Genomic DNA, 12,638 nt, shown 5'->3' on the forward strand with positions numbered 1-12,638 from the left:
AACGATGAACGATTTCGCGCGGTCGGGAGGGGGCGGGGCCAGAGGTGGCCAGGAGGTGAACCAGAACCTGTGATCCGGTCACTACTCTGCGGCGTCCTGCGCTAGTGGGGCGGGCTGACCTGCCCGTCGTCGCCGGCGTCCGATTCCTCTGGTCATCGGGGCAAAAGCGGATCTATAGTTTCGGGCTGTGCTCAACAGAAGAACGGCGCTGTCCCTATTCGGGGCGGCGACCGCCGTGACGCTCCTGGCGTCCCTCTCCGCCTGCGCCGGGACCTCGCGTCACGCCGGCCTCGCCGCGGCCGCGGCCGGCGCCCCGTGCGCGGCCCCCGCCGGCCGCCCCTGGTGCGACACCGCGCTCGGCCCGGACCGCCGGGCCGCGCTGCTGATCGCCCGGCTCACCGGGGACGAGAAGCTCGGCCTCATGGCGGGCGACGACATGGTCGGCCCGCTGAAGGCCGAGGGCGACGCCCGCTTCCGGGCGGGAACGGTCCACGGCGTCGCCCGCCTCGGCGTCCCCGACCTCTACCTGGTCGACGCCGGGTCGATGGGCGTCAAGCAGGGCCCGAACACCGCGCTCGCGTCCGGGCTGTCGCTCGCGGCGACCTTCGACACCGCCGCCGCCGGCCGCGCCGCCGGCGTCGTCGCCGATGAAGCGGCCCGGCACGGCAACGACGTGGTGCTCGGCCCGGCCGTCGACATCATGCGGACGCCGCGCAGCGGCCGCGCCTTCGAGGCGTACGGCGAGGACCCCCTCCTGTCGTCCCGGCTCGGCACCGCCTGGATCAGGGCGGTGCAGAAGGGCGGGCTGATGGCCGAGGTGAAGCACTTCCCGGCCAACAACCAGGAGGACCACCGCTACACCGTCAACGCCTCCATTGGGCAGCGCGCGCTGCGCGAGGTGTACCTCGCGCCGTTCGAGGCGGCCGTGAAACAGGGCGGCGCGGCCACCGTCATGTGCGGCTACAACCGCGTCAACGGCAGCCCGAGCTGCTCCAGCTCCGCCCTGCTGGACGGCGTCCTGCGCCGCGAGTGGGGGTTCAAGGGCGCCGTCGTCAGCGACTGGATGATGGGCGTCAAGGAGACGAGCGGGTCGGTGAAGGCGGGCCTCGGCCTGGAGATGCCGCTCGGCGTCTTCTACACCCCGCCGGTGCTGCGCGAGCAGCTCCGCAACGGCGAGATCACCTGGGCGGACGTCGACGCCCGCCTCGCCGAGCGGCTGCGCACCATGTTCGCCTTCGGCGCCTTCGACCGCGCCCGCCGCGGCGGCGCCGCCGCGATCGACCGCGCCGCGCACGCGCGCACCGCCCGCGAGCTGTCCGAGCAGGGCGTCACCCTGCTGAAGAACAGCGGCGGCACCCTGCCGCTGAAGCCGGGCGGCACGGTCGCGATCATCGGGCGGGCCGCCGATACGTTCCGCAGCGGCGTCGGCTCGGCCCACGTCGCGCCGGTCGCCCCCGTCACTGCCCGGCAGGGCCTCACCGCCCGCGCCGGCGCGGGCCGCGCCACCTACACCCCCGGCACCGACCTCGCCGCCGCGGCCAAGGCGGCCCGCGCCGCCGACGTCGCGGTCGTGTTCGCCGCCGACCGCCGCGCCGAGGACGCCGACGTCGCCTGCCTCACGCTGGCCTGCGGCGGCGCCGACCTCGGCGACCAGGACGAGCTGATCACGACCGTCGCCGCCGCCAACCCCCGCACCGTCGTCGTCCTGCAGACGGGCGGGCCCGTCCTCACCCCCTGGGCGGCCAAGGTCAAGGGCATCGTCGAGGCGTGGTACCCGGGGGAGCGGGGCGGCGACGCCATCGCGCGCGTCCTCTACGGGGACGTCGACCCCGGCGGGCGGCTGCCCGTCAGCTTCCCCGCGCGCGAGGCCGACGCGCCCGCCTCGGGCGGCGACGCCCTCTACCCGGGCGTCAAGGGCACGGTGACCTACGCCGAAGGCGTGAACGTCGGCTACCGCGGCTACGACAGCCGGGGCGTCGCGCCGGCGTTCCCGTTCGGGTACGGGCTGTCCTACACCACCTTCAAGCTGTCGGGGCTCAAGGCGACCCGGACGGCGGTGACCGCGACCGTCACCAACACCGGCAAGCGCACCGGCTACGCCGTCCCGCAGCTCTACCTCGGGCTGCCGAGCGCGCCGGGGGCGCCGCAGCCCGCCCGCCAGCTCAAGGGCTTCACCAAGATCGCGCTGGCGCCGGGGAGGTCGGCGAAGGTGACCTTCCCGCTGGACGCCCGCTCGTTCGCCTACTGGGACGAGGCCCGCGCGTCCTGGCGCACCGCGCCCGGCTGCACGTCCGTCCTCGTCGGCACCTCCGCCCGCGCGACCCCCCTCGCCGCCCGCCTCTGCTGACCGGGGGTCATCGGTCGCGGGGGGCGGCGGCGGTGCCCTCGATGCGGCCGCGGACGAGGCGGGGGTGGAAGTAGCTGATGCGCTGCCGCCCGGCGGGCGTCACGCAGAAGATCTGGTAGCCGTTCTGCCCGTCCTCGTCGGGCTCGGTGAAGCGCTCGGGACGCAGCTTGCCCTCGGCGATCATCATGGTGAACCAGCGGCCGAGCTCGAACTCGTCGGGGAACGCCTCCACCCCGTGCCCGCGGCGGCCGAGCGTGTAGCGCACCTCGAACCCGCAGCCGCCCGGCGGGAACCCCGGGCCGTCCGCGCCCGGCCGGCGCGCGCGCCCGGACCGCTCCGGCGCGGGCGTCTCCCCCTGCCTGCCCATGGCGGATGTCACCTCCCGTGCCTCCCCAGTCTAGGCGCCGCCCCGCCCACCGCTCCGGCGAAAGGCCGGGGGCGGGCGGCCGGGACGTCGGCGGGCGCCCGGGGCCCCGGGTACAGTCCGGGCGTATGAGGCAGATGCGGCACGCGCTGGCGCGGTTCCTCGACGGCCCGCCCGGCGCGCCGCGCGCGGAGCTGGAGCGCCGGATCCGGCGGCTGGTGATCGTGAGCGCGGTGGTGGCGAACGCGGTGGGCGCCCTGGTCGTCCTCGTGCTCGCCACCGTCGTGCTGCCCGACCCGCGGGAGATCCACGGCGACGCGGGCATCCGGCACGCCAACCTCGCGCTGTTCTTCGCCTACGCCACCACCGCGATCACCGTCGGCGTGGCGGTGGGGCTCCGCACGTTCGCGCCGGTGCGGCGGCTGCTCGTCACCGACCGGCCGCTCACCGAGGCCGAGCAGCGCCTCGTCCTCCGCGCGCCGCTGCTGCTCATGAAGGTGCACGGGGCGCTGTGGGGCCTCGCGGCCGGCGGGTGGGCCGCCGTGAACCTGGCCTTCTCGCCGCTGATGGCGCTCAAGCTCGGCCTCACCGTGCTGCTCGGCGGCCTCACCACCTGCACGATCGTCTACCTGGTGACCGAGCGGCTGTTCCGCCCGGCGGTCGCGCTCGCCCTCGCCACCCGCGTCCCGGCCGCGACGCGCGTGCCGGGCGTCGTCGTCCGCTCGGTGCTGGCGTGGGGGCTCGGCACCGCCGTGCCGGTGCTCGGCGTCCTGCTCATGGGCGCGGCGTCGCTGACCGTCGCGGACGTGTCGAGCCGCCAGCTCAGCTGGACGATGGTCGCGCTCGCCGGCACCGCGCTGCTCGTCGGCGTCGGCGTCACCTACCTGGCGGCGCGCGCGATGGCCGACCCGATCGACTCGGTCCGCCGCGCCATGGCCCGCGTCGAGCAGCAGGACCTGCTGACCGGGGTGCCGGTCTACGACGGCAGCGAGATCGGGCAGCTGCAGGCCGGGTTCAACCAGATGGTCGCCGGGCTCCGCGAGCACGAGATGCTGCAGGACCTGTTCGGCCGCCAGGTCGGCCAGGACGTCGCCCGGCTCGCCCTGCAGCGCGGCGTCGAGCTCGGCGGCGAGGTCCGCGCGATCGCGGTGATCTTCGTGGACCTGGTCGGCTCCACCCGGCTCGCCGCGACCCGCCCGCCGGGCGAGGTCGTCGGGCTGCTGAACGAGTTCTTCGCGGTGGTCGTCCAGGTGGTGAACGCGCACGGCGGCTGGATCAACAAGTTCGAGGGCGACGCCGCCCTGGCGATCTTCGGGGCGCCGCTGGAGCTGCCGGACGGCCCGGCCCGCGCGCTCGCCGCCGCCCGCGAGCTGGCGTCCCGCCTCGCCGCCGAGGTCCCGCAGGTCACCGCGGCCGTCGGCGTCTCGGCGGGCCCGGCCGTCGCGGGCCACATCGGCGCCGAGAACCGGTTCGAGTACACCGTGATCGGCGACCCGGTGAACGAGGCGGCCCGCCTCACCGAGCTGGCCAAGAAGACCCCCGCCCGCGTCCTCGCCTCCGGCGCCGCCCTGGACGCCGCCGGCCCCGCCGAGGCGGCCCGCTGGACGACCACCGGCGAGGTCGTCGTCCGCGGCCGCCTCGAACCGACCCGCCTCGCCGCCCCGACGGCCGACGAGCCCGTCGGCAACTGAGAAAGGCTCCGCCCTTTCCGGAGCGAGGAACGCCGAATGGCGCGCCGGAAAATCCGGGCGCGCCATTCCGGGCGTTCGAGGCTCAGTGGCGGAAGGCGTCCTTGGCCTTCTCGCCGGCCTGCTTGACGTCGGCCGAGACCTGGTCGGCGCGGCCCTCGGTCTCGAGGCGCTCGTTCTTGGTGACCTTGCCGGCGGCCTCCTTGGCCTTGCCCTTCAGGTCCTCGGCCTTGTTGCCCACCTTGTCGCCCAGACCCATCGTCGCTCCTCACGTCCTCCGGCCGGTTCGCGCCGGCCGGTCGATTCGCCTTTGTCGCTTGCGACGTCATTAATGCCCACTGGAACGGCTTCAATCATCGTCGCGGGATTTTTTCCGGAGAGGTTCGCCGGCGGCCAGGGCGTGCGCGCGGGCGTCCTCGACCAGCCGGGCGGCGCGGCGCGCCACGGCCTCGACGCGCGCGGCGGCCCGCTCCATCGCCCGCTCCACCAGCAGCGGGTCGGCCCCGGCGGACGCCACGGCCGCGCGCACCCGGTGCACGTCCCGGTCGGCGTCCTGCTGGGCCGCCCGCACCAGGGCGGCGGCGGTCCGCCGCGCGGCGTCGACCAGGGCCCGCGCGTCCTCGCTGGGGACGGCGCCGGCGGGCGGCGGCGGCCGTTCGTCCATGCACCGTCCTGTCCGCGCGGATAGATCGCTTGGAGACTATCGCCATACGACAAGTAAGCGGGGGAGAAGCGCCGGAGTCGCAGGGAAAGTGCGGAGCGATGCCCGCTTGGGGGGATGGCGGGGGCTATGTCGCCCCGGCCGGCCGTCCCGCCGGCGCGAATCGCGCCGAGCGGCATGAACGCTTGCCAGAAGGCAACTATGATGGTCGGCCGACAGAGAGGATGGACATGGACGACCTGGCGATCGAGTGCACCGAGCGCGGCGGCGCGGCCGTCCTGACGCTCGCCGGATCCCTGTCCTTCGACACCGCCGACGACGCCCGCGACGCCCTCCGCCGGTCCCGGCCGGCCGGCGGCCCGCCGCGCGACCTGGTGGTCGACGTCGGCGGGCTGGAGTTCATCGACTCCGCGGGCGTCCAGCTCCTCCTCGACCTGCGCGCCCGCGCCGCCGGGCGCGGCGGGGCGCTGCTCCTCGCCGGGCACAGCGGCTTCGTCACCCGCGTCCTCGACCTCACCGGCCTCCAGGACGCCCTCCCGGTCCACCCCACCGTCGAGGACGCCCTCGGCCACCTCCCGGCGCGCGACGCCGGCGGCTGACCGCGTCCCCGGTCGGTTGAGTGATCCGCCGATTGCGGGGCATGGCACACGGTGTCGGAGTCGCCCGTGCACTTCGCCGACATCGGCCAGGTGATGCCCGCAGACCGCGATGGGGAGTGGACCTACATGACCGCAGGGGACGAGCCCGCCTACCACGACGACTTCGGCGACGCCTTCGACGACCCCGGCGAGTACGCGCTGTTCACGGCCGGCGTCGAGTTCTACGACCACGTGGTGGTCGTCGAGCTGGCCGGGGTGCTGGACCGGGAGACCGGCGAGCAGGCGGCGGCGGTGATCCGCTCCTTCTGGCCCGGCCCCGACGCCGCCCTGGTGCTGGACCTGGAGGGCCTGGTGCACCTGGACCGCCGCGGCGCCACCGTGCTGCTGCGCGTCCGCCGGTACGCGCGGGCCTCCGCGACGCTGCTGGTGCTCGCCGGGCTGCACGGCGAGGTCGCCGAGCAGCTGGAACGCTACGGCCTCATCCGCCACTTCGAGGTCGTCCCCGACCACGCCAGCGCCCTGGAACTGGCCGGTCAGGAACGCTGACCCGCCCCGCCCGGACGCGGCCGCCCGCCGGGCCCGGGGACCCTGATCGCGTGCGGGGCCTACCGCGCGGCGACCCGCTGTGCCAGGGTCTGGCTTGATCGTTTCCAGGCCGCGTCCCCCAGCGGAGGTCATCCGGATGAAGCGCGCGCTCCTCGGCGCGGCGGTGCTCGGCGCCGGCGCCCTCACCACGGCCGGCGTGGCGGCCGCCCTCCCCGACGACCCGGTGGCGTCCGCCCGCACCGCGGCGGCCGGGGCCCGGCCGGGCTTCCAGGTGCCCTTCGCCTGCAAGCTCACCGTCACGGCGGCGACGTTCGCCGAGCACAGGCCCCAGTACTCCGTCGACTTCCAGAAGGCCGGCATCAGCGGCACGCCGGTGCTCGCGGCGGCCGCCGGGACGGTGTCGCGCGTCGCCGACGAGGGCGCCACCAGCTACGGCCGCTGGATCGAGATCGACCACGGCGGCGGCTGGACGACGCGCTACGCGCACCTGTCGTCCCAGGCCGTCAAGAAGGGCCAGCAGGTCGCCCTCGGCAAGCGGATCGGCACGGCCGGCGCGACCGGCGGCGTCACCGGCCCGCACCTGCACTTCGAGGAGCGGCTGAGCGGCGTCGTCCAGAAGGCCGTCCTCGGCGGCGTCGCCGTGCCGTACTACGGGCACACGGGCTTCACCAGCAAGAACACCTGCGGCGGCAACCCCTACACCGCCGCCAAGGTGTGCGGGCCGGGGTTCTCGGTCATCGACGCGCAGGCGGTGGCGGGCGGCCGCGTCTACCTGCTCTACAACGCCAAGACCAAGGTGAACTGCGTCACGACGCTGAAGTCGACGAACCTGGGCAAGGCGACGGCGGCGTCGGCGCACCTCCAGGTCAAGGGCGGCGCGAAGGCCACCGACTCCGGGAAGTTCGCCTACTACGCCGGCCCGGTCAAGCGGACGGCCGCCAAGAAGTGCGTCAAGTGGGGCGGGTCGGTCGGTTCGTCGTCCTACACCAGCCCCTACGAGCACTGCGGCTGACGGCTACCGGGCGGCGGGCCGGGCGCCGGTCCAGGCGAGCGCCGCCGCGACGGCGTCCTCGGCCAGCGCGCCGGGCAGGTCGCTCCCGAACCGCTGCGCGGCGACCGCCCGCAGCCGGTGGCCGGCCACCGCCGCAGCGGCGGCGGCCAGCGCCGCCGCCAGGGCGGGCGCCGTGCCGGGGACGCCGTCGCGGCGCGCCGCGGCGCCACCGGTGACGGCCGCCAGCGCGAGGCGCGGCGACAATCCCTGGGGCGCCAGCCGGGACGGCACGCCCGGCTGCTTGTCCACGCCCAGCTCCGCCGAGGCCAGCAGCACCGCCACCGGCTTCGCGGCGGGATGCGCCAGATACCCGGCGAGCCCCGCGTCGGTGCGGCGGGACCGCAGCGCGAGCGCCGTCAGCCCGGCGGAGCTGCGGCAGCCGCTCGCCGCCCCGAGCGCGGCGCCGCGCAGCAGCGCGGACCGGCGGGACGGCTCCCCGGCGGCGGCCGCCTCGGCCTCCTCGTCCCACCGGAACAGCGCGGCGAGCGTGGCGTGCGCGGCCATGCCGTAGGCCAGGTGCGGGATCGCGTCCGCGGCCCAGTCGGCCCGGCTCCACGTCCGCGGGTCGGAGACGCCCAGCCGGCTCATCGGCAGGTCGGCGGCCACCATGGCCGCCGCCCCGAGCAGCGGCCCGCCGACGACCGCCGGCAGCCGGATCCCGGCGGCCCGCAGCAGCCCCGCCGCGGCGCCGACGCAGACGCCGGTGACGCCGCCGCCCACCCCGCCGAGGCCCTCCAGCCGGTTGTCCCACAGCGGCCCCCGCCCCGGGACGTCCACGCCCGCCGAGTCGGCGAGCCGGGAAACGACGGCGACCGGGGTGCCGCTGGCCGGCCGGCCGCGCAGCGCCATGTCGGCGTAGGTCGAGACGTTGAGCGCCGTCGTGCCGGTCGCACCGGCCGCCGCGCCGCGGAGCAGGCCCCTCACCATGGTGATCACACCGGTACGCCTACCCCGCGGCGACGGATCTACTGCCCGTCACCAGGTCGGCACCACCCCGCCGTCGACGCGGAAGTCGGCCGGGTCCGGGGCTCACCGTGTTGATCCGCACGCCGCGCGGCCCGAACTCCTTCGCCAGCCCCTTGGCGAACGCGGCGAGCGCCGGGAACCCGGCCGTGCCCCTGATCAGCCCGCAGGTGAGCCCGACGAGGCCGAGCGTGACCGGCGACCCGCCCGCGACGTCGATCCGGCCCGTCGCGCCGGGGTCGCGCGACTCGGGGACGTGCAGCACCACGAGCACCACGACCAGCGCCGCGACCGGCAGGTTGATCGAGAAGATCAGCCGCCAGGACGCGGCCTGCACGAGCCACCCCCCGACGAACGGCCCGACGGCGGCGGCGACACCGCCGAGCCCGGACCAGGCGCCGATCGCGCGGCCCCGGTCGTCGGGGTGGAACGAGGACTCCAGGATCACCAGGCTGCCCGGCGTGAGCAGCGCCCTGCAACGCCCGCGCGGCGATCAGCGTCCCCGGTCCGGGCGCAGCGGCGCAGAGCGCCGACGCCGCCGACGAGGAACACGCGCCCCCACCGCCATCCCGCCCCCTTCCGCGCCACGACCCCAACCCCCCGATCATGACCCGCCCACCCCCACCCCTTCTTCAGCCGTCCGACTGCCCGCCTCCCCCGACCCGCAACCCCCTAAGGGTTCCTCAGTGATGCCTCACTCAGGAGACCCGCCGCCACGTCCGGCCCCGTCCGGGACGATCGACCTACGACCGTTCCACCTGCACAAACGGACTTCCTCAACCGTCGCATCGTCCGCCACAGTCGGCCCTAGTCGGCTCGCATCCACCTTCGACGGCTCCCATAATTGGCTCCCTGGCTCCCGCCGCGAAGAGGCCCCCGCGCTGTCCACAGCGCGGGGGCCTCTCGCCGTCCCGATCACTCCACCGGCGCGGCAGCACTCCACACCCGCTCGAAGCTGTCCAGATAGGTACTGGCCATGTCGCCGCCCTCAACCCTCCGCACGTGGATCACGGGAGCACTGGCAGCGGCCACACCATAGACATGATGGTTGATCAGCAGGTCGTCATCAGCGCGGTAGATCGACGCGTACAGCACCGTGTCATGTAGCCGGATCTCGACGCCCGGCACCTCGCCCAACGGCCGGTACCCCACCAGGGCGTTCCGGATCTTCGCCGCCAGAGACTCGCCGACCCCTTCGTCGTCCCCCCGTTCGGCGACCCGCGCACCCTCCGGACTCCCGAGCAGGATGCGCACCCCAACGCCCTCCCTCGCCTTCCCTGCCAGCGTGCGCAGAAGCCCCGCATCCTCGGCGAGGAACAGGCCGGCGAACGCCAACACGTCGATCTGACGGCGCGCCCGCTCGAAGAGCAGTCGCCAAGCGCTCCGAGGGACATCCCACCGATGCGCGTAGGTCGCCATGACCTCGGGAACCGGCGGCCCCGCCGCCACGGCACGCTCCGCAACCTGCGGCCACAGCGCCGCCTCGTCCACGCCCAACAGGTCAGCGACCGCCCTGCGATTCCTGGCGTACGGCGTCCGCCCCGCAGCCCAACGCTGCACGGACTTGAGATCGACGCCGACCCGCGCGGCGACGTCCCTCTCGGTGATCCCGGCATCGGCAAGGGCGCGCCGCAACAAGTCGTTCACCGAACCTCCCGCGCAGATTGCGTCATGAGCGACATTAACAGAAGACGTCCCAAGACGTCCCTACGAGTCGCTAGAGAGGTCCCGCAGGTCAGAGCAGTCTCAGAGGCCAAGAAAGCGCCCTTCCCCAAGCGCTTCCCGTGGCCGAAAGGCCCGCAAAGATCCTCACCGTTCAGGAGATCCCCATGCCGCTGGGCAAGCCCGCTCACACCAGCCCCGCTCCGAACCGCCCCCCGCTCATCTCCGCCGCGCACCGCCAGTTGGCCGGCCTCGCCGTGCGTCTCGGCGCGCGCCGGATGGAGATCGACCACAACCCAACCGGCCTCGTCGTCCGCAACCCGCAGGCGGCCGGTTGCTGCCCGGAGAACCGAGTCCTGTCCGACACGATCGTCTGCCGCCCCTTCGAGCGCGACGGCAACCACCTGTGGTTCTTCACCGCCGCCAACGACCCGATCATCGAAGCCGACCGCCTAGACGACGCCGCCATCCGCATCGCGGCCCGCCTCACGCCGCGCTCCGCCGCCACACAGCCCGAACGACGGGCCCGCCGCTGATGCCACGCCCCAACGGCCGCCATCGACGCGTACGCAGGCCCAAGAGGACCACCCCCCTCGACACCCCGCACACTCCACAGACCGGCGCGGCGGGCCGGCTGACCAAGACGTCCCGTCCCGCCGCGCCACCCACACCACCGCCCGACTGCGACGGATGGGGAATCGGCAGGCACCGCCGCAGTCGCACGAGACGCATCATCGGCGCGTTCGTAGATCTCGACTGATCGCCGGTCACCCGCGCAGGTGGCGCGAGACACACGTCTCGCGCCACCTGCGCGTTTGTCGTCCACCAGGACTCACAGCCCCTGCCCCAAGACGTCCCCAAGTGATCCCTTCGGGTCCGTGGATGTCCAACCGCGTGCCTCTAGCGTCGGACGTATGAGCAACCTGGCCCCGTGGGCACGAGAGATCGCGCGCGAGCACTTGGAGACCCCTCTCCCGCGCCGCTGGGCACACACCCAAGGCGTAGCCCGGCAAGCTCGCACACTCGTCCCCACCCTCGGCGAGCGCGCTGACCTTCTCGAAGCCGCCGCCTGGCTACACGATGTCGGCTACGCCCCCGACATCACCGCCACCGGCTTCCACCCGCTGGACGGCGCCCGCTTCCTACGCGACGTCCACCACGCCGACGAACACCTGTGCCGCCTCGTCGCACACCACTCCTGCGCCGTAGTCGAAGCCCGAGAGCGCGGCCTAGACGGCGACCTCACCGCCGAGTTCGGCAAAGAAGCCCCAGACCTAACCGACTCCCTGATCTACTGCGACATGACCACAAGCCCAGACGGAGAGCACCTCCCAGTGGAGCAACGCCTCGCCGAGATCTTGGATCGTTACGGCAGTGACCATTTGGTGGCACGCTCTATCGCTACATCATCGCCGTATTTGGTGGATACAGTCCATCGGGTGCAGAGTGAAGCAAATTCTGCACCGATAAGAGAGTAAATGAATTTGCGGTGGGCAAGTTATTTCCCTATTGCAACTCTTGTCCTCGAATGCGACTCTTGTACTCTCTGTATTCATTCATGAGGAGTGTTTTTGCCGCAGTCCAATTTTGGGCACGACCTGCCGGAGGGTCTGTAATGCGAATATTGGTGGAATTCGAAAATATGATCACCCGCTTATCCTCTTCCGATAGCTTTTTGATGTTTTCTGGGCCATCTTCGAGATAAACGTCAGCCCCCACGGCACCTTTTTCTTGCATGAAACAGAGGTCCGAATAAGGGATTCCGTGATAATCGAGCCATCCAACAGTTTGTTCAACGGCCATTTTATGGAAGTTTGGAATTAGGAGTCTATGGGTGATGATCCTAATCCGAACATCTTCCATTTTGCTAAATTCGCGCAGAGTGAGCGCCGCTCCTGGCATGGGGTCAACTCTAGAAAAAAGCTCTCGCTGGGTTACAGCGAAGTGGTGGAGGGAGGCATATTCGCCGCCGATTCCCCACTCCGGGAGTCCCCAGCTCACTCCGGTTGGCAGGGTGTCAATATCTTTCCCCGTCCACTCTGCTGCTACTTTCCTCATGTACGAATAGAAGTCTGCTACTACGCCGTCTAGGTCCACGCCGATAATAAAATGACTCTCGCCCATTGCTGCCCCCCTGCTGCATAGTTGCTCTAGGTTCAAAATAGCATCCCATTGGCAAATATAATTCGAAGGTTTGGTCAAGTATTCTTTCCTGGGCTGGTCGGCGATGTTTGTATTGAGGAATCTGGGCGAGGTGCCGGTGGCTAGTTATTCGTTCCTTAAGAAATGATGGGTTCGTCGCGTTGCTCCATGAAATGGGCTATCCGTTGTTTCATTGAATGATCCATTGGCAGGTTCCTTATCGTCAGAGGTGTCGCCCAGTGGACTTTGCTGGATTCCTTGCTCGGTGTGAGGAGTCCGCCAATCGGGCGTGCAACAAGAACAATCGAGAATTCTTGGCGGACTTCGTCGTTGCTGGTGTAGTGGATCACGTGCTTGGGGTCGGAGTAGATGCCGACGAGGCCGGTGATCTCGCAGTCGATGCCGGTCTCTTCGCGGGTTTCGCGGATGGCGGCTTGGGTGACGGATTCGCCTAGGTCGATCGCGCCGCCGGGGACGGCCCAGTTGCCGTTGTCGGTGCGTTTGATCAGGAGGATTTCGCCAGCGTCGTTGGTGACGATGACGTTGACGGAGGGGACGAGGCTGTTGGCCTGGGGGGCGTTGGGGTCGTTGTAGTAGTCGATCCTGCGGCCCATG

General features: G+C 72.0%; 15 protein-coding genes. 7 read left to right on the forward strand and 8 right to left on the reverse strand.

What is annotated here, in order from left to right; all coding sequences use genetic code 11:
* Positions 1–187 precede the first annotated feature (187 nt).
* On the forward strand, positions 188–2,347 hold the full coding sequence (locus K1Y72_RS07690; protein ID WP_220164664.1) for a beta-glucosidase: 2,160 nt from the start codon (positions 188–190) through the stop codon (positions 2,345–2,347).
* Positions 2,348–2,354: 7 nt separating this feature from the next.
* Here K1Y72_RS07690 and K1Y72_RS07695 read toward each other — a convergent pair whose 3' ends face one another.
* Entirely contained in the window at positions 2,355–2,714 is a 360-nt protein-coding gene (locus K1Y72_RS07695) for a hypothetical protein (protein WP_220164665.1), read from the reverse strand.
* Positions 2,715–2,839: 125 nt separating this feature from the next.
* On the opposite strand from K1Y72_RS07695, the gene K1Y72_RS07700 reads away from it, so the two are divergent.
* A complete protein-coding gene (locus K1Y72_RS07700) occupies positions 2,840–4,402 on the forward strand; it encodes an adenylate/guanylate cyclase domain-containing protein (RefSeq protein ID WP_220164666.1) in 1,563 nt (520 codons plus the stop codon).
* An 82-nt stretch (positions 4,403–4,484) separates the two neighbouring features.
* Here K1Y72_RS07700 and K1Y72_RS07705 read toward each other — a convergent pair whose 3' ends face one another.
* Together K1Y72_RS07705 and K1Y72_RS07710 are read right to left on the reverse strand one after the other, a co-directional pair.
* Positions 4,485–4,658, reverse strand: a complete 174-nt coding sequence (locus K1Y72_RS07705) for a CsbD family protein (RefSeq protein WP_220164667.1) — start codon at positions 4,656–4,658, stop codon at positions 4,485–4,487.
* A gap of 90 nt (positions 4,659–4,748) precedes the next feature.
* Entirely contained in the window at positions 4,749–5,063 is a 315-nt protein-coding gene (locus K1Y72_RS07710) for a hypothetical protein (protein ID WP_220164668.1), read from the reverse strand.
* 227 nt (positions 5,064–5,290) lie between these two features.
* Between K1Y72_RS07710 and K1Y72_RS07715 the strand changes: the two genes are divergently transcribed.
* From K1Y72_RS07715 to K1Y72_RS07725, 3 genes are all read left to right on the forward strand, one after another.
* Positions 5,291–5,659 (forward strand): STAS domain-containing protein, encoded by a 369-nt coding sequence (locus K1Y72_RS07715; RefSeq protein WP_220164669.1) that lies wholly within the window; start codon positions 5,291–5,293, stop codon positions 5,657–5,659.
* Positions 5,660–5,725: 66 nt separating this feature from the next.
* Positions 5,726–6,205 carry an STAS domain-containing protein gene (locus tag K1Y72_RS07720; RefSeq protein WP_220164670.1) on the forward strand — a complete coding sequence of 160 codons (480 nt, stop codon included), beginning with the start codon at positions 5,726–5,728 and terminating at the stop codon, positions 6,203–6,205.
* A 136-nt stretch (positions 6,206–6,341) separates the two neighbouring features.
* The gene (locus tag K1Y72_RS07725; RefSeq protein WP_220164672.1) at positions 6,342–7,217 is read left to right on the forward strand and encodes a M23 family metallopeptidase; all 876 of its coding nucleotides are present in this window, start codon (positions 6,342–6,344) and stop codon (positions 7,215–7,217) included.
* 3 nt (positions 7,218–7,220) lie between these two features.
* Here K1Y72_RS07725 and K1Y72_RS37025 read toward each other — a convergent pair whose 3' ends face one another.
* The 3 genes from K1Y72_RS37025 to K1Y72_RS07740 form a co-directional block, all read right to left on the reverse strand.
* Entirely contained in the window at positions 7,221–8,192 is a 972-nt protein-coding gene (locus K1Y72_RS37025) for a hypothetical protein (RefSeq protein ID WP_220164674.1), read from the reverse strand.
* A 10-nt stretch (positions 8,193–8,202) separates the two neighbouring features.
* Entirely contained in the window at positions 8,203–8,667 is a 465-nt protein-coding gene (locus tag K1Y72_RS07735) for an MFS transporter (RefSeq protein ID WP_308286944.1), read from the reverse strand.
* Between the two features lie 467 nt (positions 8,668–9,134).
* The gene (locus tag K1Y72_RS07740; protein WP_220164676.1) at positions 9,135–9,866 is read right to left on the reverse strand and encodes a helix-turn-helix domain-containing protein; all 732 of its coding nucleotides are present in this window, start codon (positions 9,864–9,866) and stop codon (positions 9,135–9,137) included.
* 182 nt (positions 9,867–10,048) lie between these two features.
* On the opposite strand from K1Y72_RS07740, the gene K1Y72_RS07745 reads away from it, so the two are divergent.
* Complete coding sequence (locus K1Y72_RS07745) at positions 10,049–10,417, forward strand: hypothetical protein (RefSeq protein WP_220164679.1); 369 nt, start codon at positions 10,049–10,051, stop codon at positions 10,415–10,417.
* A 378-nt stretch (positions 10,418–10,795) separates the two neighbouring features.
* Positions 10,796–11,359, forward strand: a complete 564-nt coding sequence (locus K1Y72_RS07750) for an HD domain-containing protein (protein ID WP_220164681.1) — start codon at positions 10,796–10,798, stop codon at positions 11,357–11,359.
* Between the two features lie 28 nt (positions 11,360–11,387).
* On the opposite strand, the gene K1Y72_RS07755 is transcribed toward K1Y72_RS07750, so the two are convergent.
* Both K1Y72_RS07755 and K1Y72_RS07760 read right to left on the reverse strand, forming a co-directional pair.
* Positions 11,388–12,083, reverse strand: coding sequence for a 5' nucleotidase, NT5C type (locus K1Y72_RS07755; RefSeq protein WP_220164683.1), 696 nt, complete (start codon positions 12,081–12,083; stop codon positions 11,388–11,390).
* Between the two features lie 77 nt (positions 12,084–12,160).
* The gene (locus tag K1Y72_RS07760) at positions 12,161–12,637 is read right to left on the reverse strand and encodes an NUDIX domain-containing protein (protein ID WP_220164685.1); all 477 of its coding nucleotides are present in this window, start codon (positions 12,635–12,637) and stop codon (positions 12,161–12,163) included.
* Between the last annotated feature and the right edge of the window lies 1 nt (position 12,638).

Origin of the sequence: Actinomadura parmotrematis (assembly GCF_019458805.1) — a bacterium.
GTDB classification, from domain to species: domain Bacteria; phylum Actinomycetota; class Actinomycetes; order Streptosporangiales; family Streptosporangiaceae; genus Spirillospora; species Spirillospora parmotrematis.

What these genes read in the sequence shown, in the direction of transcription:
- K1Y72_RS07695 (WP_220164665.1), bottom strand. Translation starts at nt 2,714, where the DNA reads ATGGGCAGGCAGGGGGAGACGCCCGCGCCGGAGCGGTCCGGGCGCGCG.
- K1Y72_RS07700 (WP_220164666.1), top strand. Translation starts at nt 2,840, where the DNA reads ATGAGGCAGATGCGGCACGCGCTGGCGCGGTTCCTCGACGGCCCGCCC.
- K1Y72_RS07705 (WP_220164667.1), bottom strand. Translation starts at nt 4,658, where the DNA reads ATGGGTCTGGGCGACAAGGTGGGCAACAAGGCCGAGGACCTGAAGGGC.
- K1Y72_RS07710 (WP_220164668.1), bottom strand. Translation starts at nt 5,063, where the DNA reads ATGGACGAACGGCCGCCGCCGCCCGCCGGCGCCGTCCCCAGCGAGGAC.
- K1Y72_RS07715 (WP_220164669.1), top strand. Translation starts at nt 5,291, where the DNA reads ATGGACGACCTGGCGATCGAGTGCACCGAGCGCGGCGGCGCGGCCGTC.
- K1Y72_RS07725 (WP_220164672.1), top strand. Translation starts at nt 6,342, where the DNA reads ATGAAGCGCGCGCTCCTCGGCGCGGCGGTGCTCGGCGCCGGCGCCCTC.
- K1Y72_RS07745 (WP_220164679.1), top strand. Translation starts at nt 10,049, where the DNA reads ATGCCGCTGGGCAAGCCCGCTCACACCAGCCCCGCTCCGAACCGCCCC.
- K1Y72_RS07750 (WP_220164681.1), top strand. Translation starts at nt 10,796, where the DNA reads ATGAGCAACCTGGCCCCGTGGGCACGAGAGATCGCGCGCGAGCACTTG.
- K1Y72_RS07760 (WP_220164685.1), bottom strand. Translation starts at nt 12,637, where the DNA reads ATGGGCCGCAGGATCGACTACTACAACGACCCCAACGCCCCCCAGGCC.